The sequence below is a fragment of the Stenotrophomonas sp. 115C5 genome (genome assembly GCF_056861055.1).
This window is the reverse complement of the sequence record NZ_JBSPUQ010000001.1, coordinates 514,227-539,207: the sequence shown is the minus strand read 5'-3', so window position 1 is coordinate 539,207 and position 24,981 is coordinate 514,227. Positions and strand designations below refer to the sequence as shown.

Annotated in this window: 17 protein-coding genes and 1 pseudogene; 8 read left to right on the top strand and 10 right to left on the bottom strand. The window is 60.7% G+C overall.

Annotation, left to right across the window (positions count from 1 at the left end):
- Nucleotides 1-199: 199 nt before the first annotated feature.
- Nucleotides 200-349 carry a hypothetical protein gene (locus AC13FN_RS02535; protein WP_482985215.1) on the bottom strand — a complete coding sequence of 50 codons (150 nt, stop codon included), beginning with the start codon at nucleotides 347-349 and terminating at the stop codon, nucleotides 200-202.
- Nucleotides 350-580: 231 nt separating this feature from the next.
- Between AC13FN_RS02535 and AC13FN_RS02530 the strand changes: the two genes are divergently transcribed.
- Entirely contained in the window at nucleotides 581-1,201 is a 621-nt protein-coding gene (locus AC13FN_RS02530) for a hypothetical protein (RefSeq protein WP_482985216.1), read from the top strand.
- Between the two features lie 154 nt (nucleotides 1,202-1,355).
- Here the strand turns inward: AC13FN_RS02530 and AC13FN_RS02525 are convergent, their stop codons facing one another.
- Nucleotides 1,356-1,775 (bottom strand): hypothetical protein, encoded by a 420-nt coding sequence (locus AC13FN_RS02525; protein WP_482985217.1) that lies wholly within the window; start codon nucleotides 1,773-1,775, stop codon nucleotides 1,356-1,358.
- Nucleotides 1,776-2,254: 479 nt separating this feature from the next.
- On the opposite strand from AC13FN_RS02525, the gene AC13FN_RS02520 reads away from it, so the two are divergent.
- The 3 genes from AC13FN_RS02520 (at nucleotide 2,255) to AC13FN_RS02510 (ending at nucleotide 11,483) form a co-directional block, all read left to right on the top strand.
- On the top strand, nucleotides 2,255-5,638 hold the full coding sequence (locus tag AC13FN_RS02520) for an ESPR-type extended signal peptide-containing protein (protein WP_482993485.1): 3,384 nt from the start codon (nucleotides 2,255-2,257) through the stop codon (nucleotides 5,636-5,638).
- 317 nt (nucleotides 5,639-5,955) lie between these two features.
- Nucleotides 5,956-10,062 (top strand): DUF1592 domain-containing protein, encoded by a 4,107-nt coding sequence (locus tag AC13FN_RS02515; protein WP_482984224.1) that lies wholly within the window; start codon nucleotides 5,956-5,958, stop codon nucleotides 10,060-10,062.
- Nucleotides 10,059-11,483: a DUF1552 domain-containing protein gene (locus AC13FN_RS02510; protein ID WP_482984225.1), complete on the top strand. Its 1,425-nt coding sequence runs from the start codon at nucleotides 10,059-10,061 to the stop codon at nucleotides 11,481-11,483. Before AC13FN_RS02515 ends, AC13FN_RS02510 begins: the two co-directional genes overlap by 4 nt.
- Before the next feature lie 508 nt (nucleotides 11,484-11,991).
- Here AC13FN_RS02510 and AC13FN_RS02505 read toward each other — a convergent pair.
- The 5 genes from AC13FN_RS02505 to AC13FN_RS02485 form a co-directional block, all read right to left on the bottom strand.
- Complete coding sequence (locus AC13FN_RS02505; RefSeq protein WP_482984226.1) at nucleotides 11,992-14,397, bottom strand: ATP-binding protein; 2,406 nt, start codon at nucleotides 14,395-14,397, stop codon at nucleotides 11,992-11,994.
- Nucleotides 14,398-14,414: 17 nt separating this feature from the next.
- Entirely contained in the window at nucleotides 14,415-15,092 is a 678-nt protein-coding gene (locus AC13FN_RS02500) for a response regulator (protein ID WP_482984227.1), read from the bottom strand.
- Nucleotides 15,093-15,470: 378 nt separating this feature from the next.
- Nucleotides 15,471-17,573, bottom strand: coding sequence for a peptidase domain-containing ABC transporter (locus AC13FN_RS02495; protein ID WP_482984228.1), 2,103 nt, complete (start codon nucleotides 17,571-17,573; stop codon nucleotides 15,471-15,473).
- The gene (locus tag AC13FN_RS02490) at nucleotides 17,570-18,529 is read right to left on the bottom strand and encodes a lysophospholipid acyltransferase family protein (RefSeq protein WP_482984229.1); all 960 of its coding nucleotides are present in this window, start codon (nucleotides 18,527-18,529) and stop codon (nucleotides 17,570-17,572) included. Before AC13FN_RS02490 ends, AC13FN_RS02495 begins: the two co-directional genes overlap by 4 nt.
- Nucleotides 18,530-18,695: 166 nt before the next feature.
- The gene (locus tag AC13FN_RS02485) at nucleotides 18,696-18,821 is read right to left on the bottom strand and encodes a hypothetical protein (RefSeq protein ID WP_482984230.1); all 126 of its coding nucleotides are present in this window, start codon (nucleotides 18,819-18,821) and stop codon (nucleotides 18,696-18,698) included.
- A gap of 512 nt (nucleotides 18,822-19,333) precedes the next feature.
- On the opposite strand from AC13FN_RS02485, the gene AC13FN_RS02480 reads away from it, so the two are divergent.
- A complete protein-coding gene (locus AC13FN_RS02480) occupies nucleotides 19,334-20,953 on the top strand; it encodes an EAL domain-containing protein (RefSeq protein WP_482984231.1) in 1,620 nt (539 codons plus the stop codon).
- 63 nt (nucleotides 20,954-21,016) lie between these two features.
- On the opposite strand, the pseudogene AC13FN_RS02475 reads toward AC13FN_RS02480, so the two are convergent.
- A pseudogene (locus AC13FN_RS02475) lies at nucleotides 21,017-21,301 on the bottom strand (IS110 family transposase); the annotation flags it as partial.
- 751 nt (nucleotides 21,302-22,052) lie between these two features.
- Between AC13FN_RS02475 and AC13FN_RS02470 the strand changes: the two are divergent.
- Nucleotides 22,053-22,694, top strand: a complete 642-nt coding sequence (locus AC13FN_RS02470) for a response regulator (RefSeq protein WP_482984232.1) — start codon at nucleotides 22,053-22,055, stop codon at nucleotides 22,692-22,694.
- A gap of 98 nt (nucleotides 22,695-22,792) precedes the next feature.
- Here the strand turns inward: AC13FN_RS02470 and AC13FN_RS02465 are convergent, their stop codons facing one another.
- Both AC13FN_RS02465 and AC13FN_RS02460 read right to left on the bottom strand, forming a co-directional pair.
- Entirely contained in the window at nucleotides 22,793-23,029 is a 237-nt protein-coding gene (locus tag AC13FN_RS02465) for a hypothetical protein (RefSeq protein WP_482984233.1), read from the bottom strand.
- A 38-nt stretch (nucleotides 23,030-23,067) separates the two neighbouring features.
- Entirely contained in the window at nucleotides 23,068-23,202 is a 135-nt protein-coding gene (locus AC13FN_RS02460; protein ID WP_482995097.1) for an ATP-binding protein, read from the bottom strand.
- Between the two features lie 708 nt (nucleotides 23,203-23,910).
- Here AC13FN_RS02460 and AC13FN_RS02455 point away from each other — a divergent pair.
- Both AC13FN_RS02455 and AC13FN_RS02450 read left to right on the top strand, forming a co-directional pair.
- A complete protein-coding gene (locus AC13FN_RS02455) occupies nucleotides 23,911-24,240 on the top strand; it encodes a DUF6804 family protein (RefSeq protein ID WP_482984234.1) in 330 nt (109 codons plus the stop codon).
- Nucleotides 24,241-24,243: 3 nt separating this feature from the next.
- On the top strand, nucleotides 24,244-24,456 hold the full coding sequence (locus AC13FN_RS02450) for a hypothetical protein (protein ID WP_482984235.1): 213 nt from the start codon (nucleotides 24,244-24,246) through the stop codon (nucleotides 24,454-24,456).
- Nucleotides 24,457-24,981: the final 525 nt, after the last annotated feature.

The following is a 24,981-nucleotide window of genomic DNA, read 5'->3' as shown; positions in this document are numbered from 1 at the left end:
CGTGATGCCAATCTATTTTGCTGCTGGGCGCATGGCTGTCCTTTGCTTACTAATTCTGGGGGTGAGCTCTCAATCGGCAGTGGCTGTGGAGATACCGATCACCGCCCGATTTGAGCCATCCATATTAGACCCAACGAGAAACGCATTTGTAAATACTACTCCTCAGTCGGGCTATTGTGCCCAATACCCTGCGTACTGCTCACCAGGTGAAGTCAGCCTTGCGACCGGCATCACGATTACTGAACGACTTTTGGAAGGTGATCAGGAGGACCATCGTCAGTGGCATTTCGCTGCGATTGATGCCAGCTGGAGAACGGTGGATGTAACTGGGCCCGATGGTCTTGCCCATACTGTTCGTTTCCGCTTGAACCTGGTCTCACAGCGACAGAGGAAAGGGCCCGATGGTAGCCAGCCAGGAGGAGGCGGGGCCGCGGTTGGCGGATGTCGCGGTCGTCTGGGATTCAGCACTAGCTCTTGGTACCACTACGGGTGGCAGCTACCAGAAGGCAGATCCTACTGTTGGCGCCGTCCCAAGCCCTATCCGATCCCTGGGGTTGGATTCACAGTTGACAGCATCGCCGTGGGCTATTCATTGGAGACACCCAATCCGTTGGCGATGAAGAACGGAATCTATACGGGAGTGATCCGATACACTGTTGGCGAAGGTGGGGATTTCGATATTGGATACGGAACCTACAGTGATAATGAAATAAGCTTCAATCTGACCCTCACAGTGGCCCACGAGTTCAGTGTAGTGCTGCCCGCCGGTAGCGAAAAGGTGGCTCTGCAACCTGTTGGGGGGTGGTCCACCTGGTTGGAGCAGGGGCGTAAGCCCACCCGCTTGCAGCAGGAAGCGCCTTTCCAGCTCACCAGTTCTGGGCGGTTTGGCGTCAGACTGGCCTGCGAGCATACGTTAGGTGAGCGCTGTGCGATCCGCAGCGACCGTGACAGCGCCGAAGCGCCACTCGATATTTCCATCACGATGCCCGGCATGTTCGATGTGTCAACAGGTGCACCTGCAGTGGATGCGGCGTTGACGTTGTTGAATCCTGCGCCGAGATTCGGCTCCGTCGAGTACGTGGAGAATCGCCCGTCACGGCTACGATTTTCGGTGTCCGGTGCACCGCTGAGTGAAATGCTGTCGCAAGGTGGATCGGTGTGGCGTGGTGGCGTAACCGTGATCTTTGACGCGGATCCGTGAGCAGTTTCACCGATTTCTAGTTCTTGCTGTTGTGCCTGGTGATGATCATTACCGATGCCCCGATCCAGGCACCCTCTTGGCTTGACGTCCCATTTTGAGGATTCGATTGTATCGGCTTTCAGTGAACTGTCCCGGTAATTTCGACGAAGGACCGCTAGCCGTCAGGGAAGCTGTTCGTGATTTCCGAAGCAGCTGGACGTTCCTCCGGGCAACGCTTCATTTCCCCGGCCAGATGAGCGAGCCCTGCGTGAACACCGAACGAGTCGGTATTCATCCAGACACGCCGGACACGCACGAGCGCGACCGCGCTGGAGGCGATGGTATCGACCTTGATCGGGTATGCCGCTCGGCTGAGACGATTCAGCGGATTCAACGACTGATTTAGGGAGCGCGCCCGCGCGTTGTGCGCCTCTCCCAGACGGTCCCAACGCGCGGTGCTGTCATACGGCGGCTTGGAGAGGGCTATCCGCAGCACGGCAGGATTATGCGGCCGGGTCAGGTTCCGGCGCACCTCCAGTCGATCGCGCGCATCCAGTTTCGCCCCATGCAGCGCCCAGAGCAGCAACCTGGTCAAGGCCACACACTCCCTGACGCACGGCGGCCATGCCCTGGCCTTGGTTGTTGGGACTGGCAGGGACGTCATTCTGATGCTGTAAGGGATAGTGTCCATTGCTGAGAATCACACGATAGACGGCGTTGCACTCCGGCCGTGGAATCGTGATGCTCCCGAGGTCGTCGCAACTGCGATCAATGAAGGGCTGGTTTTGCTTTGTGATCGGCTTGCCCACGGCGCGGCGCGCATAGGCGTCAGTGCTGCATAGCATCAGGCTCATTGCCGTTGCCCGCGCTGATCCTAAAGTTTTTGATTCATTGGGTCTCGAGCTTCTTGCATATCGCCACGCGTCGAAATCCGTAGGATGTGGGGCCTCCTGTGCGAGTGATGCAGGAATCGCCGATCAATTCTTCTAATTTCATAGGGCCAGGTATGGGCGAGCACTTATCGGGCGCAGACCTGAAGCCGCTTCCTCGCCTGACCCGTGCGAGACCGCAACCATGAACCTCATCTATCGCGTCATCTGGAATCGCTCGCTCAATACCTGGGTTGTCGCTTCCGAACTTTCCAAGGGCCGCCGGAAGAAGGCCAAGCTTGCGACGCTGGCCCTGACACTGCTGCTGGGTACTGCCGGCGCCTCGCAGGTGGATACGATCACTGAACCAGTTTCAGGCGATGCGCAGTGCGCGCCGCTGGAGACGGCGGCGGACGCCACGACTGTTTCTTCGGGTGAATGCGTGGATCAGGTGGCACGGAGCGTGGTAGGCAGCGAAGCCCCGGCAGCGACCTATGGTGAGGTTGCCCGCCCGAATGCGACCTCCGTGCACGAACATATCAGCATCAACAGCGAGGGCGCCGACGCCGATGCGGCCGGCCGAAATTCCATCGCCATCGGTGGCGCCGCCAGCGCGACCGGTGAGAACTCGTTCGCGATCGGCACCAATGCCAAGTCCGAGGCGTACAACACCATGGCCATTGGCCAGGACAGCCATGTGTCCGCGACCGGTGGCCTGGCGTGGGGCGCGGGTGCGAAGGTACTGAAGGAAGATGGCCAGCCGGCCGGCAGTGGCGGGGTAAACGGCATCGCCATCGGCAGGAACGCGCTGGTGGGAATGAACTACGATGACCCGAACTGGCACCCCATGCAGGCCGATGCGGCCGTTGCTATCGGCTCCAACGCCCATGCTTACGGGGAGCAGTCCGTGGCCTTGGGCGCTGGCTCAGTGGCCGATGAGGACTACACGGTGTCGGTGGGCAACAACGGCACCCGTCGCCGCGTCGTCAACCTGGCCAACGGGACGACCGATTACGATGCGGTCAACTTGAAGCAACTCAAAGGTGCCGCCAGCGCGCTGGGCGGCGGCGCGAGCATTGACGCATCGGGAAATTTCAGGGCTCCGCGCTATGTACTTAGGAACGAGACGCATACCGACGTGGGTTCGGCGCTGAGCGAACTGGATGTGCGGCTGACCACCGCAGAGAACGGCGGTGGCGGCGAAGGCCATGTGGTCTACGACCCGGACACTGGCGTACTGTCGGTGGGTGCGGGCGTGGAAGGCATGGCCGTGGACTTCAGCAACAGCAACGGTGAAGCGCGCATGCTGACTGGCTTGGCCGATGGCGAGCTGTCGGCCACCAGCACTGATGCTGTGACCGGCGCGCAGCTGCATGCCACCAATACGCGGGTGGACCAGACGGGCGTCAAGGTCGATGCGCATGAAGAAGCCATCAACGGTGCCGACGGCCTGGTCGATCAGATCGGCGGGCTGAGGACGGAAATGGGCGAGATCCAGAGCGCCGTGAGCGGCCATGACATCCGCATCACCACCAACAAGACCGAGATCGAGCGTCTGGAAGGCATGATTGGCGACGGTGGCGGCGAAGGCCATGTGGTCTTCGACCCGGACACCGGCGTTCTGTCGGTGGGTGCGGGCGTGGAAGGCATGGCCGTGGACTTCACCAACAGCAACGGTGAAGCGCGCGTGCTGACTGGCCTGGCCGACGGCGAACTGTCAGCCACCAGCACTGATGCCGTGACCGGCGCGCAGCTGCATGCCACCAATACGCGAGTGGACCAGACGGGCGTCAAGGTCGATGCGCATGAAGAAGCCATCAATGGCGCCGATGGTCTGGTCGATCAGATCGACGGTCTGACGACGGAAATGGGCGGTATCCAGACTGCACTAACCGATCATGGCGACCGGCTCGATGCCCATGAAGATGCGATCAACGGCGCCGACGGCCTGGTCGGTCAGATCGGCGGGCTGAGGACGGAAATGGGCGAGATCCAGAGCGCCGTGAGCGGCCATGACATCCGCATCACCACCAACAAGACCGAGATCGAGCGTCTGGAAGGCATGATTGGCGACGGTGGCGGCGAAGGCCATGTGGTCTTCGACCCGGACACCGGCGTTCTGTCGGTGGGTGCGGGCGTGGAAGGCATGGCCGTGGACTTCACCAACAGCAACGGTGAAGCGCGCGTGCTGACTGGCCTGGCCGACGGCGAACTGTCGGCCACCAGCACTGATGCCGTGACCGGCGCGCAGCTGCATGCCACCAATACGCGGGTGGACCAGACGGGCGTCAAGGTGGATGCGCACGAGGATGCGATCAACGGCGCCGACGGCCTGGTCGGTCAGATCGGCGGGCTGGCCACGGAAGTGGGCGAGATCAAGACCGCCGTGAGCGGCCATGACATCCGCATCACCACCAACAAGACCGAGATCGAGCGCCTGGAAGGCATGATTGGCGACGGTGGCGGCGAAGGCCATGTGGTCTTCGACCCGGACACCGGCGTTCTGTCGGTGGGTGCGGGCGTGGAAGGCATGGCCGTGGATTTCACCAACAAGAACGGTGAAGTGCGCGTGCTGACGGGGCTGGCCGACGGCGAGCTGTCGACAACCAGTACCCATGCGGTGACCGGTCGCCAGCTGCATGCAGTCGACGTGCGGTTGAGTGAGGTGGAGCAGCGCGAAGCCGTTGTCGAGCTGCCCGATGCGGACGGTGTACTGAGCTTCGGCAAGGATGTGGGTGGTGATACTGTGGACTTCAGTGGGACAGGCACAAGCCGGGCCGCAGGGGGCGAACGCGTGTTGACCGGCGTGGCGGCAGGTGAGCTGTCAGAAACCAGCACCGACGCGGTGACCGGCCGGCAGCTGCACGCGACCAACCAGGATGTGAGCAACTTGAGTGCGCGCGTCGACCGGCTGGAAGAGGGCGGCACCGTCCCAGGCGACTCCCTGGTCGGTCAGGATGGGGTAACCGGCGATATCAGCGTGGGTAAAGATCAAGGCGGCAATCGGATCAGCTTTGCCGGTGCCGACGGCGCGCGCGTACTGACCGGTGTGGCCAATGGGCAGATCGGAATGGGCAGCCGGGATGCAGTCAATGGCGAGCAGCTTGGGCAGATTCGCGATGACCTGCAGGGAAGAATCGATGGCCTGGATGGTCGCCTGACCGAGGTCGAGAGCGGAGGTGGCACTACGCCCGCTAGGCCCACGCCGGAGCCGGGCGACACCATCAGCCGGGAAGAGGTGGAAAAGCAGGTCCAGATGGCCAAGGACTACGCCGATACGCATTTCGAATCGCTGACCGGATCCGTGGAAGGCCTGCGCCAGGACATGGATGATCGTTTTGAAATGACCAATCGCCGAATCGACAGGATTGGTGCGATGGGAACGGCCATGTCGATGATGACCTCCAGCGTATCGGCTGTCCGCGGACAGAACAAGGTGGGCGCCGGCGTCGGCACGCAAGGGGGCCAAAGGGCGCTCTCGGTCGGCTATCAGCGTGTGATCGAAAGAACCAATGCCGCGATCACGCTGGGCGGTTCATATAGTGGCGGCGAGTCGCAGATCGGTGTTGGTGTAGGCTTTGGCTGGTAAGCCGAACATCGCCGTGTGTGCCCGCATGTAACGGGAAGGGTCTGCGGCCATGCCGCACATCCATTGAGTCGCCACTTCTCGGCGCTAGACGCCCCGGCCCATAGCCGGGGCGTTCGTGTATGCCGCATATCTGCGAGGTAAGTCTCACTTTCCTGCTGAGTCGCCTTGGTTGTTCTCACTTGTTCATCACGCTGATTCATTAATCTCGCGAAATGTCGGGGTGAAGTAAAAGTGGAATGACACCACCGAGAGGGGGGCACTCCGCACCACCAACCCGACTCGATGGACATGAGGTTTCCCGGTCATGGGAGGGGGCTATGTCGACGTACCGTTCGGTGCTCTTGACGCTGGCAATCTTGGCCGGGGGAGTGGGCTGTTCCTCCCGGCAGGAAAGCGCTTCTGCCGCCCTCCAGAGCCCACGGGCAGATTGCTCCGCTGCGAACGGGTGGGTCGCCGGCCACGCCTACGAGGCCGGGGACCGGGTACAGAATCATGGCAACTTGTACGAGTGCAGGCCGCATCCCGCAACTGGGTGGTGCGCAGACTCGGCCTACGAGCCGGGTGGGACGGGGGGAGGAGGGGAATGGTGGCCATCCGCCTGGATCGACCACGGCACCTGCACTGTCGATGACATCGATGGCAATGAACTGGTTCTGGTACTGCCGGCGGCACCTGCAGGAAGTCGGCGCGACGGCGCGATCACAGGCACGTTGCGATGCCCTGGGGAAGTTCTGGAAGAACACCCGATTACGGGCGATTGGGGTCAGGAACTTCGCATCGACGGGCTCAGACGCTGCGACTACCACCTGATCCTGAATGTAGCGGGCGGCAGCCGTCCGCTCAACACGCCCGCCATCATTTCGTTCAGCGAGGAAGAAAAGCAAAGCGAGACATTCAACGCCCAGTACGCCGAGCCGCTGGATCTGAGCGGACTCGTAGCGCTGCCAGGGTTGAAGCTGGAACTGTTCGCCCAAGGATTGATCCAGCCCCGGCAGATGGCGTTGGGTAAAAATGTGCTCTATGTAGGATCCAGCAGAATCCCGTATGCAGGGGAGGCGTCGAAGATCTCCGAATTCGTCTATGCGTTGCCGCTGGATCCCACCAGCGGCAAGCCAACAGGCTTGCATCTGCTGGCGACGGGGCTGATCGAGCCGCATGGCGTGGCCTATCGCAATGGCGACCTGTACTACGCTACGACCGGTGACTTGTACCGGGTGCGCGATGCCGACGCCACCTACCAAAATCCTCTGCCCGAGCGCGTACTCAGGTTTCCTGCCGATGATAAGCGCTTCCCCTTGCCGCCGATGGGGGAACAGGGAGGCAGGCAATGGCATCAAAAACACCCCCTACATTTCAATCCACTCGACCCGGAGGACAACGCGCTGTACACAGCCGTCGGGATCCCCTGCAACATCTGCATGGTGGAAAAAGATGAGCGCTATGGATCGATTCTGAAGTACGACTTGACAACCGGCGCGGCGACGGTGCTGGCGCGAGGGGTCCGCAACTCGGTCGGTTTCGATTGGAACCCTGAAACAGGGCAGATCTGGTTTAGCGACAACAACCGTCAGAACTTCACCAATGCCGACGAGATCAACGTCGTCACCCGCCAGAACCAGCACTTTGGTGTTCCCTACGTGTTTGGAAAGGAGACCAAGGGGTACACGCAGGCCGAATGGGAGGGGACGTCGGATCTGCCGCCCAACCAGCCCTATCTGGTCCGCGGCGCGATCCTGGCCGATATGCCGCCCGGGGAAATCTCGCCGCGCCGCTACACCGCGCCAGCATTGGCATTGGGAAGCAACACTGCCCCGCTGGGGATCAAGTTCGTCGGCGAGACCTTCTATCCCGGTGCCTTGCCAGGTAGCCAGCGCATGCTGGTTGCGCTCCACAGCGGAGGTACCAACGACACCGGCATCGACGTACGCATGATGACGGTGATCGGCAGCCAAGTGGTCAGCGTCGTGCCATTGGTGACCGGCTGGCGGCAGCCTACAGGCAACGTGAGTGGGCGCCCGGTGGACTTTCTCCCCTTGGCCGACGGTAGCGTGCTGATCTCCGACGACATCGCCGGCGTGATCTATCGTGTGTCCTACGACTCCGCAGGCGTGCCTGATACCAGGGTGTCGCTGACCATGGCCGCAGCACCCGATCCCAGCCTGAGCGGCGAGGTGCCGGTCGGCTATCTCACTGATCCCCAGGGTAGGCGGCGACGACTGGAACTGGGATGGTCCGGGCCGGTGCTCAACCTCCCCGGATTGCCTTACGGCCATTATGTGCTGGAGATGGCGGACGTCGGCGCGGAGTGGACGCCTGTCGAACCCAGAATCGAGTTCGACCTGTCGCCGGAATCCCCGATCCATTCGATATCGCTGGGTTATCGCGGAATTCCAGATATCGACGCCAACGTGAGGATCACTGCACCGTCGCGCCCCGCAGGCGGCAGTTTGCCTGCGCAATGGGTCGTCACGCTGGTCAACGTAGGCAGCGGCGTCGAGCGCGAGATTCCCATCAGTTGGGGCGACAGCGTCATCGAGACGCTTGGGTACGGCACCTATGAACTGATTTCACCCTATCAGTTTGTTGCCCTCCCGGAGCCGGCCAAAGCGCGCTTCAGTGTTACTACAGACGGCGATCAGAATGCGCCGACGATGGGGTATCGTGCCGTGGCCGATATCGGTGCGGCTCTGTTGGCCGCGCCTTCCGAAGGCCAATCGGCAGGCGCTTGTTGGGGGTGCCACAAGAGCGGGTTCAAGAGTCCGAGTATTGCATACGAGTGGCAGGAGAATGGACGAACGGCTCTGGTCGCAAAGATCAGGAGCATGAGCGATCGCATCGCCCAGGGCCATTGCGACGGCGTCTGTGCGGGCGCAGTGGCCGATCACCTGTTCAATGACGTCTGGCCGGAGTATCTCAATCCAGGCGACCCCTTTGGCACGCGTCAATTGCGCAAGCTTTCCAGTGCGGACTATGTCAATGCAGTCAAGGACGTCCTGAACGTCCAGGTAGACGCCGATTACTTGCCCGACGAAGGTATCGACAGGGATTTCGGCTATCCGGGACAGGCCAACCGGGGGCTGTTGGGCAAGAGCGAGGTGCTGGCCTACTACACTGAGGCCATGAGGGTCGCCAAGGCAGTGGATCTGGACGGTCTGGGCTATCAGCCAGGCCACCCCGATGCATTCGTCGCAGCATTGGGGCGCAGGTTGTTCCGGCGGCCACTGAACGCTGCGGAGTTGACCCGCTACAAGGCGCTGCTCGAGCGGGAAGGTGAGGCCGTGGAGGGGCCACGCCTGATGATTGCCGGCATGCTGTCGTCGAACAACTTCCTGTACCGCTCCGAATTGGGGGTGAAGGACGCATCGCGGTCAAAAGAGGGCGACGTCTATCGCCTCACGCCCAACGAACTGGCTACCGCGCTGTCGTTCGGCTTTCTGGGTACGACGCCATCCGATGCTCTGCTGGACAAGGCAGAGGCCGGGCAACTTGAGACGGAAGAGCAGATCGCCGCGGAGATCGATGCCATGCTGACCACCGAGCGTGGCAAGGCACAGTTCCTGCGTTTCATACGCTATTACACCAGGACTTACGGGGTTGTCCCGGAAAAACCGGGGCTGGACCGGACCTTGATTAGCACGATGGAAAGGGAGCAAGAGGCGTTTGTTCTTCATGTGATTTCGGATCCGAACGGCACCTTCGACGAACTCTTCAATCCCGGCTACACCTACCTCAACCAGTCGCTCGCGCAGCACTATGGAATCTCCGGCGTCAGCGGAGATGAAATGCAGAAAAAGGACGTCGACGACAAACGGGGCGGATTGCTGCACCAGGCGATCGTGCATGCCACCCAATCTGGTACCGAGACCACCTCCCTGGTCCGGCGAGGGTTCCTGGTTCGCGAGCAGATGTTCTGTCGCCAGTTCGGCACGATGGAAAACGACAACCGCGTCCCGCAGTTCCCGGACCGACCGGTTAGTACGCGCGAGCGCATGAGTTTGATCAACGGACCGGTCAATCCATCCTGCTGGACCTGCCATCAGTTCGTCAACGACCTGGGCGCCTCATTCGAGAACTACGATGCCATCGGTCGTTTCCGGTTGCAGGAATATGCGGTGAACAATCCATATCGGGATCAGCTGATCAATATCGATGCGGCAGGTGAGTTCCTCAATAATGGCGGCGTGCACACAGCAGATTTCGACGACCTGCGGGGGGTCGCCAGAATCATTCCACACACAGCCGCAGCACGGCAATGCCTGGCGGACAACTACTTCCGCTACGTGTATGGCGATGCGCCGGGGGACGCCGGGGCGCTGATCATCTCCGTTCGCGAAAACCTGAAGAATTCCGGAAAGTTGCGCGAAGCGCTGCGCCTACTCGGAACATCGACAGCACTGAGGTACAGAAAGGAGCACGCACGATGAACATGTCCAGATCACGTCGCCGTTTTTTGATCCGCATGGCGGCGGCAGGAGCTGCGGCGGGCGTCATGGTACCGCTCAGTCGTTATGGCCTGGCTAGCATGGCGCTGCAAGGAAAGCAGGAGGGTGCCAAGCTCAAGGTGGTCTTCTACACCACGCCCGATGGCCTTGGCATCAACGAATTCGCTGCGGGTGGTGAGTGGAACGGCGGGAAGGGCATATGGCATCCCACGGCAATGGGTAACGATACAGGGGATTTCCAGTTGAACACGGCCAGCCAGGAGTTGGCGGCCTACAAGAACCGGGCACTCTTCCTGCGTGGGCTTGCATCCGTGAGTGCCGGGACTGCTCCGGTCAGCCCATTTCTGGGGCACGCAGCCTGGCAGGCTATTCTGCGCGACAGGGCCCAAAGCCAGACCTCCATAGACAATATCCTGGCAAGGCACCTGACCGGTCATAACCCAACTCTAGGTGCAATCTATGCAGGGCCACATACCAAGGTGGGCAGTGGTGGGCAGCCCTCATACGTTTCATTCGACGGCAGAACGGCGCGGGTTCCGCAGAAGCACCCCGTAGTATTGTTCGACTCGATTTTCGGTACTGATCTGCGCGGACTGGACGTGGTACGCAGTGCGCACGTGTTCGATCCGGTGAAACAGGACATCGATGATGCGATGGGCAAGGTCCAGGGCAGCGAGAGACAGAAGCTGGTCACGCATCTGGATGCAGTCGAACAGGTAGCCAAGGAACTGGAGGAGATCGTCGAGCCTGGCCAGTGCCTGCGTGAGCGGCCGGAGTTGGGTGGGGTAGATGTTGACGGATCCAATGACCGCAATGTGGTGCACGCAGCACACCATAAAGTGGTGGCGGCCGCATTGGCCTGCGGCACCGTGCGCGTGGCAACCATACAGGTGGCCTATACGCTGGAAAGCCTGATGATCAACGAGGTGAGTACCCGCAAGAATCCGCACGATCTTGCACACTGGGGATTGTTCGATGGGCCAGCCTCCCCGACTGATCGACAGGACTGGGAGAACTCCCGGAAATGGTATGTCAGGAAGGTAAAAGAATTCCTGGATGAACTGTCCAGTCATCAAGACCCTGACCTTCCGGAGGACAGCCTGCTGGACCACACCCTAGTGGTGTTCACCAGCGAGATGGCTGACGGTGCACCGGAACACTGCATGGACATGCCGCTGGTGATGATTGGCGCGGGAGGTCTGCTGAACTATGGTAGCGCCGGTCGCTATTTCGACATTGGAGACCAGGGTGAGGTGTTCTGGGATCCTTCCAACCCTAGGCCGGCGAAGCAGGTTTCCATGCAGCGAGTCTGGGCTACGTTGGCACGGGCGGCGGGTGCGGGTGAGGTCCCCTATTCGCAAAACATCGAAACGGTCAACGGAATATTCAAGAATCTCAGTTAGCCAGGTTGGGCGGAATGTTCTCTCCAGGTGAGCGGGCCCCTCTGCCGCGCTCCAGAGTAACACCGGCGGGTTGGCAGCATTCGCACTGAATTCGGCGGTGAGGCAGTGTCGATCTGCCACATGCGCCGCTTCGCTCTTGAGGTAGTTGCATTCCTTCTCTAGCTCTAGAGGAGACGCAAAACGGATGCTGCCCTGAGCCGCGCAGGCTCACCGTGCGATTGCGATTGTGTGTCTGGCCCTGAGGTAATTGCATCAACTCGGTGACGGTTGCCGCGCATAATTTCCATGCTTCGGTCCAGTCGACGCGGTACGCGTCGTTTCAATCACTGTGACCACCAGGCCGAAGGTGCGCGCTTGCGAGTCCTCGCTGGTGGCGTTGGTCCCCGTGCATCTGCTCCTGTACTGTCGCTCCGGACCGCCCGTCGCTTCAGGCTCCATTCTGCGGGTAAGCCACGTGTGATCGGTACCCGCTTCACTTGAGTGAGGGAGTTCGATGGACGCATGCAGATCAGGGCAGCGGCCCGCGATCAGCCTGCACGGGTTGCACTCTTCTCCGCCAATGCTGTGTTTCCGCGACCAGATCGGCCAACCCTGTAAGGACACTTGCCGGATCGGAAAATTTGCTGGCGTGCAGAGTGGTCTCCAACGAATCCACACTGCGGGCGATGGAGTCAGCCTTGGCCATGAAGGCTGCCCCGCGGATGCGGTGCAGCAGATCCAGCGACAGTTGCCAGGACTGGGTCGAGAGTGCAGCCCGCAACTCGATCAGATCCTCGTCCATCGCCGCTTCGAAGATGGCGCGTAGCTGGCTCTCGCTGTGCACTGGCGGCTCGTCCATGGCCGGCTCGTCTGCAGGCACGTAGTCCAGCCATGCCCGAAGCATGCCACGCAGCTCATCCAGCCGCAGCGGCTTCTTCAGCACGCCGTCCATGCCAGCATCCACGCATTTGCCCAAGTGGGAGGAATCAGACGCGGCAGAGATGGCGATCACCGGGAGGTGCCGTGCGCCGTCCTCCCGCTCGCGCAGCCGGCGGGTGGTTTCGTATCCGCTCATGCCGGGCATATGACAATCCATCAGCACCAGGTCGAAGTTGGCTGCCTCAAGCTGCGCAAGTGCCTCTTTGCCACTGGCGACAGCGGTGGCGGTGATGCCCAGTGCGTCCAGTTGTTCGACGATGATAAATCGGTTGCCGGGATGATCCTCCACGACCAGCACCGCATGCTTGTGGCTACCCAAGTGGCCAGCAATTGCGGGCCTTGTACTTACCTCCGGCATGAGTGTCGTGGGTTCCGTAATGCGCTTCAGCAGCTGCACCGGTACTTTGAAGGTTACCGTGGTGCCTATACCCGGTTGACTATGCAGCTGCAGTGTGCCGCCCATTAGTTCGACCAGCTCTCGACAGATGGTCAACCCCAGTCCGGTACCGCCGAACTCGCGGGTGGTGGAGCTCTCTGCTTGGGAATAGGCGTCGAACACTGAGCTCAGGTGCTCCGGAGCGATGCCAATTCCTGTGTCGGTTACCGTACTGATGATGGTGCCGGCTGTCCGGTCGTCCTCGGAGGGCGCGATGCGCACGTCCAGATTGATGCAGCCACGCTGGGTGAACTTCACCGAGTTGCCCAGCAGATTGGTCAGCACCTGGCGGTAGCGCGTGGGGTCGATCAGCACGGCCAGGTTGGCTGGATTCTCCAGAGTGACATTCACTGGCAGCGCCTTGTTCTGCGCGTTGACACGTGCAATGTCGGCCGCCTTGTTGGCCAGCGTCTCGATATCAGTGGGAATCAGTTCCAGCTCCAGTCGCTTGGCATCTAGCTTGGACAGGTCCAGTACCTCATCCACCAACCCAAGCAGTGACTCGGCCGCAGCGGACGCGGTGGTGGCAAACCGCTGTTGGCGCGAGTCCAGCGAAGATCGCTCCAGCATCTCGATGGACGCCAGAACGGCGTTCATCGGGGTGCGTATTTCGTGGCTCATCATCGCCAGAAAGCGCGATTTGGCCCGCTCGCTTTTCTGTGCTTGGTGTTTGGCGGCTCGAGCACGATGCGCAAACCACACCAGCATCATTACACCGATGACGATGCCGGTAAGTTGCAACCAATGGTACTTTATGATGGACAGCAGCGACGGCTCGCCAAAGTCGGTCTGCTCCAGCCATTTATGGTCCATCCGATCGGTCTCCTGGGCCGACAGGCTGGCCAAGGACTTGTTAATGATCGAATACAGCAGGGGCTTGTCGCTGCGCACGCCCATCTGCGAGGTGTAAAGAAGTTCGTGGGACGTGCCGGAGATGCTCAGCATGCCGGCGTAGCGGCGCCGCATCAACGGAAGGAATACGGTATCGGTCCCGATTGCCGCGAAGGCGTCGCCGGCCACTACGGCGTCCAGGGCAGTATCGGGGCGAGTAATCGGCAGCACCTTAACCTGTGGATAGCGTTCGGCAAAGAAATTGGAGTAGACGCCAACTCCGCGAATCGCCACGGTTTTCCCGTTCAGGTCCTTCAGATCGAGTACCACCGGAGAATTGGCCCGGGTGACGATGATCGTCGGGGTGGCGAAGTATGCCGGGGTGTACAGCATCTGCGCATTGATGGCGGATGAGAGCCGGCGCGGGATGATATTGGGAAACATGTCGGCCTTACCATCCAAAAAGGCTTGTTGCGAGCCCTCCCAATCCTTGGTGGGAATCATCCGAAAGCGGAGGCCGGACTTGCGCGACACGGCGGCCAGGTACTCCGAGACCAGACCACGGTACTGGCCGTTGACGATGTACTCGATCGGGGGCAGGTTGGGATCGGCTGCGAAGTAGACCACCGGATGTGCTTGGATCCACTGGCGCTCCTCGGGGCTGAAATCGGGCTCCAGCTGGGCATGCGCCGTCAATGGCAGTAGCGCGCCAAGGGCAAGCACAACCATCCAGCGGCAGCGTGGCCTCATGTCTTCGCGCTGCCCCTATGCAGGCTCAACAGTTCGTATTCGCTGTCTACCCCCAGTTTGCGGAAGGCAGCAGCCTTGTGAGTGCTGATGGTGTTGGCGCGACGCGATAACTTGAGGGCGATTTCGGAGGTGCTCATGCCCAGTAGGACGCACCGGATCACTTCATGTTCCCGCGCGGTCAATTTGCTGGCCAGCACGGGATCGATACCGGCAGCCGGTGGCATTTCCTTGTCATCTTTCAACGCGTTGATCTGCGCTGTCATTTGCGGATGCACGTACCGGCCGCCACGCGCCAAAGCACGGATACCCGCCACAACTTCGTCGAGTTCATGTCGCTTGCTGATATAGCCGCGCGCGCCGGTGCGCAATGCCAGCTTCACGGTGTCGGGTGTGTAGTAGGCCGACATCACCAGCACCCGAATGTGGGGATAACGGACGCTTAGCATGCGAATCAAGTTCAGTCCATCCATGTCCTGTTGTTTCAGCGAAAAATCCAGCACCACGATGTCGACCTGCAGCCGGGAAAGCCCGTCAAGCAGCTGGCGGCTGCTAGACGCGGTACCGACCACGACGATATCCGGCTCCTGGGCAAGTCGGGTGCCCATGCCATGCAGAATGACGTGGTGGTCATCGAGCAGAAAAACCCGGGCCGGGACGTGCAGAAAAGCGCTCATATAGAAACTCGTAAGAAGAATGGGGGATCCAATGGAACGACGCCGCCAACCTCCAGCCGGGGGAAGTCGCCCGCCGACAGCTGGATTCCAGCATGACATTAACGGCAGTGCAATGGGGGGGCGGGAAGGTCGTAGCGGCGTGTTTCGAGAGAATTGCATGTGTTCGCACGCTCCCCCCCGTGATCATCTCCAGCCCGTTGACGCGTGCTTCACAGAAGCGGCTCTGCCCCTTCCATCCAATCCCATGACGATCCCGCTCCCCACCCGTGGTACCCACCTGCGTAGCTGGTCCTTCAGCCAGATCCTGATGATCGGATTGGCGCTGTGGCCATTCTGCCTGATGGCTGTCTTGACGCTATGCCTGGCCGCAACCCCTTGCTAGCTCTGCGCTTGGTTCCACAGTTCTGGTGAAGTAGCTTGCGGCAGAGCAGACGCCCCATTCATGGTCACGGTCCGGTCGAAATAGGGGCGATGCGTGAAATCGTGGGAAATCACGATCACGGCTCCGCTGTAGGCTGTAATGGCACCAATTACCCCCTCAGCCGAGATGGTGTCCAAGTTGGCTGTGGGTTCGTCGAACACCAACACCGGGCGTTGCGAGTACAGGGCACGCGACAGGAGTAAGCGCTGCTTTTGGCCAGCCGACAGTAGGGGGTTGGATTCGGATAGTTGGGTGTTTAGGCCTGCTGGCAGCGCCAGCACTATCTCGAGCAGGCCCAGGACTTCCAGGATGTTCTTGCACCGCACCGTGTCCGGAGCGTCTTCGAACAGCGTGATGTTCTCCAGCACACTGCCACGGAAAAGTACATCGTCGTGGCGCTGGAAGTAGCATAGGTTGCGGAGAGCAGCGGCCGGATCGTGCGGAGCTGCACCATTGATCAGGACGCGTCCGGAGTCAGCCGAATACAGGCCACAGAGCAGCTTCATCAAGGTGGTCTTTCCGCTACCCGATTCACCTTCCAGCACGACCTTTTCGTCTGCGGCCACCGTGAACTGCACATTCTTTAGAGTCATGTCCTGCGCATCGTAGGTGAAGGAGACGTCGCGCAGTTCGATGCGAGCTAGGTCGACATTACGCGATGCCATCGGCGAGAGGGCATCCTTAGCGTACTCGATGAAATCGGCGCCGCGCTTTTCCGCCACGCGCAGCCTGCGATGCTTCATGTAGCCCAGGAATGCCTTAGTCGCGTTTTCCATTGCAAGATGGCGCAGGAAGATACATGTATAGAAGGTTGCAAAGCCGAACGTGCCACTTCCGATCATCTTGACCGCCAAGGTCACCACGATCAGAATCTCGGCCGAACCGATTACACCGTAGACTAGGCGCTGGGACAGCTCCACGCGTTCGTTGGCCTGCCACGCATCGGTAAAGTTGCCGTAGCTACTCGCCATGCGCAGCCCGCGGCGCCCCTGGGTGGCGCTGATCTTGACCGTTGCTGCCCCGCGGATGTTCTCGTACAAATCGTCGGCGAATTCGCTGGATACCCGCTCCTGCTCCACGGCCAAGCGATCTCGGTGTGCGGCATATAGGGTACTTGCCACGCCGTGCGCGGTAATCGACAGCAGGCCCACCATGGCCAGTGCCGGGGAAACCATCAGCATCAACGCCATGGCGATCGTGCCTGCCACGATGGCGGCCAGGGCCTCATGGCCGAGCGCGGTCCGCGCCAGCGAGGCCTCAGCGAATGCTGAGAACCGGTTGTAGATATCGCCCAACGGCCTGCGTTCGAAGTAGCCGATATGGTTGGATAGCAGGGCCATGAACGCGGATGCGACCCGGCGCTTGGCGAACGCCGCTGACAGCCGCATCAGCAGGGTGCTGCAGCGATACTCTACGTACGCTGCCGCCATGGTGCCGGCGAGAAACAGCGCTGCGAGCACCAGGATGCCGTCGGAGTAACCGCCCTTATCCAGGGTCATCGCAATGTATAGCGGTGTTAGGAAGGCACCCATGACACCCAGCAACTGCAGGAACAGCGGTAGGCGCCACTGGCTGGCGCCGGTCTCGGGCCATAGGAAGTTGGCCTGTGGTCCGCTGGCCGGCTGCTGCGGGAACTGCGCCGGGAAGCTCCGATCAACCGCCTGTACGACGATACCGAAGCCGCTCAGGTGACGTGTCAGGGCATCTGCGTGCATGATCCGGGCGCCGCACGCCGGGTCCAGCACCTGGAACTGCGACCCACCTCGACGTACCACCAAGACGAAGTGATTGCCACCAAAATGCACGATGGCCGGCAAGGGGAGCTCGGCGGGCTGCTGTGGGGTGAACTGGACTGCGGCGGCTTCCACGCCATAGGCGCACAAGACTTGCTGGATACAATCCAGTGACATGCCGCCCAGTGGTGCGCGGTGACGTTCGCGGAGTTGCTCCAGGCTGACATGGATGCCCAGTGCATCGAGCAGCATCGACACACACGCCAGACCGCACTCGGCCACTTCATTTTGCACCACGATCTGCGGCTGACGAATCTTGATGTTCATGGGGGACCGGGCGAGGCTGAGTTGAAGTAGAACAGGCTGGGGTAGTGCCATAGCAGCCAGTCGCCTGGGCTCTCTACCAAGCTGGCTTCGATGCAGGCATCCATCAGAGTGGGATCGAACGCAAACGCCGGAAATGCGCGCAATTTCAGGCCCCCGTCTCCCCACGTCAGGTAGAACGGTAGGACCACGGCGCCGCACAGTTGCGCCACTTCGCCCAACCCCGAGTGCAGTAGACCGGGCCGCGAGAACAGGGTGGCTCTGCGTACCGGCATGCGACTGGCCGTGAGGGCCTCTGTCAGCTGGGGAAGGGCATCTGGATAGATGATCATGCCAACCCCGGACTTGCGCACCGACTTGATTGCCGAGCGCAACCGTTGTGGCTGGTCCACCGGATGGATTTGGTGGACGATGACCTCGCGCCGCGCCAGCCAGTCCACGATCAACGGGCTGAAGTCATGCACGGAATAGATGGATACTGCGTGCACCGGGCGTTGTGCGGCTAGGCCACAGATGACGGTAGCGGCGACGTCGGAGGTGAAATGTAGCGGCGCGAAAACCACTGGCTTGGCGTGCGCATCGTGGGCTTGGTTGCGCAGCGCGCGAAGCTCATCGCCACAGCGCGCCAACATTTCCAAGACGTCACGATTGCCGTGATTCATCGCCGTCTCGATGGCGCGCTTGCGCTGCCAGGTAACATCGTAGCAATCGATGCTTCTATCGCCTAGCAGTTGTCGCTGCCCGGCACGCGCGGTCCGCCGATTGGTCCGGCGCACTGGCCATCCGCGGACCATTAGATAGAAGACCAAGGCATGCGCGCAAGCGCCAACCGAAAATGGCACGCGCTGCCACCATCGCTGCGCCATACGGTGCGCAACGCTGCGGTACAGCTGACCGGCCTGGCGGCGGACATGGTCCTGCAAGGAAAGGCCGTGCAGCCAGAGGCGAGTCAACATCATCGACGTGGGAAGCAGTTCATGACGGATGGGTGAGGGGCGGAAAAAGCACTGCCGGCCTGTGGCGCGGCAGTGCTTTGGGGGATCCAGTGAGGGAGGGCGTTACGGGAGCATTGCGGCATTGTGCCGCCAAGCATCGTGCTGCCGACGTGTCACTGGAGCGGCCCGCTTACTTTCCGTTCTTGCCCTTCTTTTCCTGATAGAAGCAACCGTTGTGCTTGGAGCTCTGCGGCACGCAGGTGCGCAGACCACCAACGACGTTCTTGGCGGCTTGTTCGTTCAGGACCTTGATCATTTCGAATACTCCAGAATGGGACATGTGGAAGATGCAGGTGGCGTGTCCAGCTGCGGTCATTGAGCTGCAGCCGATACGGCCGTAGCGAGGGTGATGTTGACGCGATGCGGTGTGCTTCCCCATGCAACTTGTTCGAGAATGCAGTGCGATGACTGGTGCGCACGATCAAAACGTTGCGCCAGCCTATTGGGTCTTTTGGCATGAAACTTGCCGGCTCATGCCTTGGCGGGCTGGCGAAATATTGCCTGGCGGGCTAGGGCTTCGGAGTCGGGCCCCGAATGGTTAAAAAGCGTGGAAGCCATGAGTTCATGGAGCTGTTTCTCACGATGAGGCGTCTTGAGGAGTTCGTTCCAACTGATCAATCGCAGTGAGTTTCACTTTCACCACAATGTGACCAATTACCGAATTTGTCCCATTCCGCCCAGCCCGGCGCCGTGTTCATATACCGCCATCGCCCAAGGACCGGCCCCGCCCATGTGCCCAGCTCTGCACACCTCTCTGGAGCCCCGGTCATGAGCCGACTGCGGGTCATCATCGGCGGCACCGTACTGGCCGTGCTGACCGCTGCAGTGCCGATCGTGTTCATGGTCTATGCCACCTGGGACCGTGCCGTTAGTGTCGAGCAGCAACGGCTGCATGCCATCGCCGTGCGCAGCCTGCGCCGTACCGAAGTGTCCTACCAGGAAGCACTGGCGGCATTGAAGTCGGCCGAGGCCAACGTGCTGCCCCCCTGCGGGGCCGAACACATCCAGCGCATGCAGACCCTGGTGATGACCACGCCGTCGTCGGACCAGATGGGCTACTTCGAGGGCGGCAAGCTGCGCTGCACGTCGTGGGGCCCGTTCCAGCGGGACGTGGACCAGCCCACGCCGGACCACGTCACCAGCGATGGTGCCGGCATCACCGTCAACGTGCGCCCCGAGGCGGCTGGCCGGCGGCCGATGCTGTCCATGATGTACGGGTCCTATGACGTGCTGGTCGACCCTCGGCGCTTCGTCGACGTCATCGTCGATCCGGACGTGCGGCTGGCCCTGGCAAGTCCGGATGGACGGCTGCTGACCCAGCAGGACGGCATGGACCCGGCCCTGCTGCAGCGCCTGCTGCGTGAGCCCGGCGAGGGCCTGGACCGCGACACCCTGTATGCCAGCGCGCGCAGCGGTGAATGGCTGGCAATCGCCACGGCGCCGCGCACCGCGCTGGCGGCCACGTTCCGGCAGCAGGCGTGGCTGTTCGTGCCCTTGGGCCTGCTGATGGCCGCCGCCGGTGCCGGGCTGGTGATCTGGCTGTCGCGACGACGGCTGTCGATGCGCGGCGAACTGGGCATCGCCATCCGCCGCCGCGAACTCTACCTGCACTACCAGCCCATCATCGAACTGGACACCGGCATCTGCGTCGGCGCCGAAGCGCTGGTGCGCTGGCAGCGCCCCGACGGCACGCAGGTGCGTCCGGACCTGTTCATTCCCTTGGCCGAAGAAGCCGGAATGATCGCCGCCATCACCGACCTGGTGATCGAGAACGTGGTTGCCGACATGCGTGAGCTGCTGGCCGAGGATCGCAGTGCACACATCGCGATCAACCTGGCGGCCGAGGACATCAGCAGCGGACGGGCGCTGAAGGTGATCTCGCAGCGCATGGCCGGCAGCGGCATCCTGCCGCAGCAGATCTGGTTGGAGGCCACCGAACATGGTTTCCTCGACATCGACCGTGCCCGTACCATGCTGGCCGCGGCGCGGCGCGCGGGCCACAGCGTGGCCATCGATGATTTCGGCGTCGGCTATTCCAGCCTGCAGTACCTGCAGCAGCTGCCGCTGGATGCACTGAAGATCGACAAGTCCTTCGTCGATGCGATCGGCACCGAAAGCGCGACCAGCCCGGTTACGCCGCACATCATCGGCATGGCCCGCGAGCTGGGCCTGTGGGTGGTGGCCGAAGGTGTGGAAACCGAAGCGCAGCTGGCCTACCTGCACAGCCAGCACGTGCAGTTCGGCCAAGGCTGGCTGTTTTCGCGACCGTTGCCGCGCGATGAGTTCATCGCTTTCCATCGCAAGCGCCAGCAACAGTACGGCGCGGCGCGGGAGCACATGCAGAATCCGCGTAGCGTGCCGTTCGAGCGTGAGCAGGCGGGGGAGTAGCCGGCGACCGGCGCAGTGCCTTGTGGTGGGTTGTGTAAAGCTGTTCGTGGGTTGACCGAGCGCGATGGATGCGCGCAGCGGTTGACTCAACGCGCGATCCCTCGCCATTTCCTGCTGCTGCCGCGCGACAGTTAGTGCGTGCATTGCCTGTCGACGTGCCCGCTCGAATTCCCGCCTCTGCTGCCAAGGCTCCAGTGGCTGATAGGAAGGCGGTTTCATCAGGGCGACCATCTGCGCCAATGCATAGGTGTCCAGGCGGTTGGACTTGGCCGTCTGGCCAAGCCTCTGTGCCAGTCCTCGCGGCAGAAGGGCATTGACTCAAACTGCCGGATGACCCGCCCTGTGCAGACTGCTCACATCAATCCTGATTCCGTTCATCGTCCGGCTCCGTTAGCCTGGAAAGAGCGAGAGATCCACCGCTTGCCCAGCCTTATCACTGCGAGTGTCAGCTCCAGCAACTGTTCGGACGGATGAAGGGAGATTTCGGCGCGGGCGCCAAGCACCAAGGCGATCGTTGAGATTCAGGCTTGCGCGGACGCCCATGCCGGCTCTCGACACGTACACTGACAAATTCCAATCAGATGAGGCGCCCTGTGTGCTGGTGCGCTCACCACCTTCTTCGCCAGACGCCCTTGACGACGTCGTTCTCAAACATCTGCCAGGAAGTGCGAGGCCTCGCTGAAGCCATGCCTGCAGCACAATTGATTGACCGGAAGTCTGGCCTCGGCCTTAAGCAGGAACCCAATGAGCCGCTCTTTAGAAAAGTGCTTCTTCACATCAAATCCACGTCTCCTTGAGGATTGAACCCAAAATCGGCCTGCGACACAAAAGCGGTCGCGTTGCGTTCTCAACGTGCTCAGAGGGCGTCCAGTGTTGTCGTATAATATGCCTGTCACTGCGTGTGCGCGGGGGGGCAATGTCCAGGAGGGCCGTGATCACAACAGCAGCAGGATCCCCCCAAGGTCAAGCAAAAAGCATCGACGGTACTGCGCGGAAATAGACCAAATATTCAGCGGAGGCTGAAATGTAGATGCGCTCAGAGGTATCTTCCCTTAGGAATCCGCCTCATTTACCTTCTCTATTGATCTGATACCAGCCCATGCGAATTCGTGTCATTCTCGCTGATGATCACCCTGCCGTCCGCTTTGGCATACGGGCGCTGATTGAAAGCAGCGGCGTAGGTGATGTGGTCGCTGAGGCTGGCAGTCCGGACGAGCTGCTACGGATACTGGAATGCCACGCTTGTGACGTGCTAGTGACCGACTTCTCCATGCCAAGAGGTCGGCAGCCTGATGGCTTCGCTATGCTGGAGCTGATTCGGCACAGGTACCCCAATCTACCAATACTGTTGCTCAGCATGGCGAATAATCTGAGTATCCTTCGGATGGTGGTCTCAGTTGGGGTGCTTGGACTGGTGGACAAAGCATCTTCACTTGACGAGCTGCCACGAGCGTTGCAGAGGGTGCAGCGTGGCGTACTCTATGTGAGTAACGGCCTTAAGAATAGAATTGCCGAGCTCGGAACCGAGCCTATGGCAAGCGCGGGCAAGCGACTATCCCCCCGTGAAGTCGAAGTAGTTCGCCTGCTGGCCTCTGGTCAATCAATTACCGCGATTGCGGCACATTTGAACCGTAGCAAGACGACGATCAGCCGCCAGAAGGGCGATGCAATGCGCAAATTGGGCGTCAGCAACGACGCCGAACTTTTCGATTTTCTGCGTGATGAAGACATTCCCAATTGAACAGTTAATTCGGTCAGGTGGGACTTCCTTGAAGTGAGGCAAATAGTTGGGCCCTCAATCATAATGGCGTCTTCTTTGTATTCATGCGGCTTGGCCATTCAAATTTTTCCTGGTTCAGAAGGTGCTTGTTGCAAGAGTTGCAGATGGATGCTGCGCACCATCGCGAAAGGGCAGGTCAATGGCTGCTGTCGAGTTGCGTGATCAACCCAGTCCAATGGTGGCACCCGATCCAACCGATCATCGAGCAGCCCCGGCAGATCGGCCAGGACACCGCTATGGCCACTGAGCGGGATCAGCCCGAAGTCGTTCAGGACAAGCAGCTTGGTCTTTGCCAACTACCTGCGCAGCTTGGGCAGTGAACTATCCGCATGGTTCAACTCCATATCTTTAACCTGCCCAGGCGTCGATAGCCGATGGAGATGCCATTGAGTGCAGCCTGGACGGCCAGAGGCCAGGCCAGCCATGTCTTGCCGATACCGGTATGCCCGGTATCAGAATGTTCTGCCATCGCTCGATCCAGTCCCGGGCTGGCAGGTCGGCGGCCATTGCCCGGTCCAGGCAGCAACCGCTGTGGTAGTCGATAGCTTCCGGCGACGCAAACACCATCAGGCGGGAATTGGTGATCAGCCGCTTGAGGCGCTGGCTGATCTTGGGGCCGACGAGGTGTCCGAGCGGAGCCGTGGCGTTTGTAGGCGCAATGATCGCTGATCTCAGTCGGGGCCGGCTGTCAGCCATCGTGGACGATGGAGCATGCTTCAATCGGGAAGGGGAAGTCAGCGGCATCATACTGTTTGATCGTTGCTGTTATCTCTCCTACATGGAGTGATCAACGGCCGGCCTTGCTGCTGCCTACTTGCGCGCCTCAGGAGCAAGCAGTCATGCCGGCTGGTGTTGCTTGCCCGAGGTCGCGTCGGTCCGGGCCGGTTCCCCTAATGATCCATGCACTGCCTTCAGGTCATGCCGGCGGAGCTACTGCGGGTCGCGCGTTCGGATCGGACCGCCTTCGTGCTGCGCTACGCTAGGACGACACGGCCCGCAACGGCGATGGAACACCTGGCGCCGCTGGTCGTGCGAATCGGGGCTGTTCAGTTCAGGATTTTTTAGCCGGAACAGAGCCCTTCGATGCTGGAAGGCGCCGATCGATCTCGCAATCAGAAGGTGGCTCCAGCAAGCAATTGAGCATTTCCGCCAACCTCGGATATGGCATGATATATTCATGATTCGTTCATGGGGGATTGATGTGCGGATACCCAGAGCGCTTTGGCTTATCGTCGTGTTGTTGGCACTGGCGATGATCCCAACGATGCCATATGGGTTCTATCCCGTCATGCGATGGATGATGTGTGCGGGCTGTGCCTGGCTTGCACTGAGATCGTACAGGCACCAGGGGAAAGGCTGGGCTTGGTGCCTCGGTGTCCTGGCAGGGATCTACAACCCACTTGTTCCTATTCACGCAAGCCGTGAAGTTTGGACTGTGGTCAACATGCTGACCTTGGCTATCATCGTTATCTACGGTCTACGTGTTCCAGCGGACAAGCGGAGCTGACATATGGATGAGCGGACGGAACAAACGCTGGGCTGCGGCTTTGCGGTCCTCTTCTTCGCATTTGGCTTGGTGCAGGTATGGGCTGGCTGGGCGGGTCTCGATGATGCATTCGGATCCGGGGTGGCGATCACCGCCGTTTTGGCCGCAATCTTCTTCAGGTTCACGCTCCCCGTCGTTGTAGGTGAGTTCCTGTGCGCGAAGAACATTTGGGAGTGACATTGGGTCTTCGCCTTGCTCTTCGCCGCTCCCGGTCTTTTGTTCATGGTTCCCTCGATCTTTGCCTCCCTGCTGAATGCCGTACGCCGACGCTAGGCTCGGCACCTGCTGCCGCCAACTGAGATTCAATCAGGTGTTGGCATCGGATGGCCATGTCTGACTGGACAGGTTTTTTGTGCTCGGCGTAGAACGATTTTACCTCGGTTGGCACGCCATCCTGATTGAAGAGGTACCCGATCCCCACTTTCCCATGCACATTAAGCCACCCCACTTGCTGCGCTATGAAGTGCTCGCCCCACAAGACTCCGGGCTTGGTTTGGCATACGCTTTTGTTTGCGTGATGTGCGCCTCCGGCGGTGAAGCCGAGAAGCGAGCAGCCAGATTACTTGCGGAGCGCGGTTGTCTTAGGCCAATGCTTGTACAACGACGCCTCGTTCCTGTGCATCTGGAAGCGACGCTTCTGCCTTTCGAACAGCGCCTGATTCGTGCTGCCCAAGCGGATGTGTCTAGGACTGCGGTGTTCTT

Bases quoted from the DNA above. Each gene is read 5' to 3' on its own strand.
- AC13FN_RS02535 (WP_482985215.1), bottom strand. From the start codon at position 349: ATGGGCAAGACCATCGGGCCCAGTTACATCCACCGTTCTCCAGCTGGC.
- AC13FN_RS02520 (WP_482993485.1), top strand. From the start codon at position 2,255: ATGAACCTCATCTATCGCGTCATCTGGAATCGCTCGCTCAATACCTGG.
- AC13FN_RS02515 (WP_482984224.1), top strand. From the start codon at position 5,956: ATGTCGACGTACCGTTCGGTGCTCTTGACGCTGGCAATCTTGGCCGGG.
- AC13FN_RS02510 (WP_482984225.1), top strand. From the start codon at position 10,059: ATGAACATGTCCAGATCACGTCGCCGTTTTTTGATCCGCATGGCGGCG.
- AC13FN_RS02505 (WP_482984226.1), bottom strand. From the start codon at position 14,397: ATGGTTGTGCTTGCCCTTGGCGCGCTACTGCCATTGACGGCGCATGCC.
- AC13FN_RS02500 (WP_482984227.1), bottom strand. From the start codon at position 15,092: ATGAGCGCTTTTCTGCACGTCCCGGCCCGGGTTTTTCTGCTCGATGAC.
- AC13FN_RS02495 (WP_482984228.1), bottom strand. From the start codon at position 17,573: ATGAACATCAAGATTCGTCAGCCGCAGATCGTGGTGCAAAATGAAGTG.
- AC13FN_RS02490 (WP_482984229.1), bottom strand. From the start codon at position 18,529: ATGATGTTGACTCGCCTCTGGCTGCACGGCCTTTCCTTGCAGGACCAT.
- AC13FN_RS02485 (WP_482984230.1), bottom strand. From the start codon at position 18,821: ATGATCAAGGTCCTGAACGAACAAGCCGCCAAGAACGTCGTTGGTGGT.
- AC13FN_RS02480 (WP_482984231.1), top strand. From the start codon at position 19,334: ATGAGCCGACTGCGGGTCATCATCGGCGGCACCGTACTGGCCGTGCTG.
- AC13FN_RS02470 (WP_482984232.1), top strand. From the start codon at position 22,053: ATGCGAATTCGTGTCATTCTCGCTGATGATCACCCTGCCGTCCGCTTT.
- AC13FN_RS02460 (WP_482995097.1), bottom strand. From the start codon at position 23,202: ATGGCAGAACATTCTGATACCGGGCATACCGGTATCGGCAAGACATGG.
- AC13FN_RS02455 (WP_482984234.1), top strand. From the start codon at position 23,911: ATGATTCGTTCATGGGGGATTGATGTGCGGATACCCAGAGCGCTTTGG.
- AC13FN_RS02450 (WP_482984235.1), top strand. From the start codon at position 24,244: ATGGATGAGCGGACGGAACAAACGCTGGGCTGCGGCTTTGCGGTCCTC.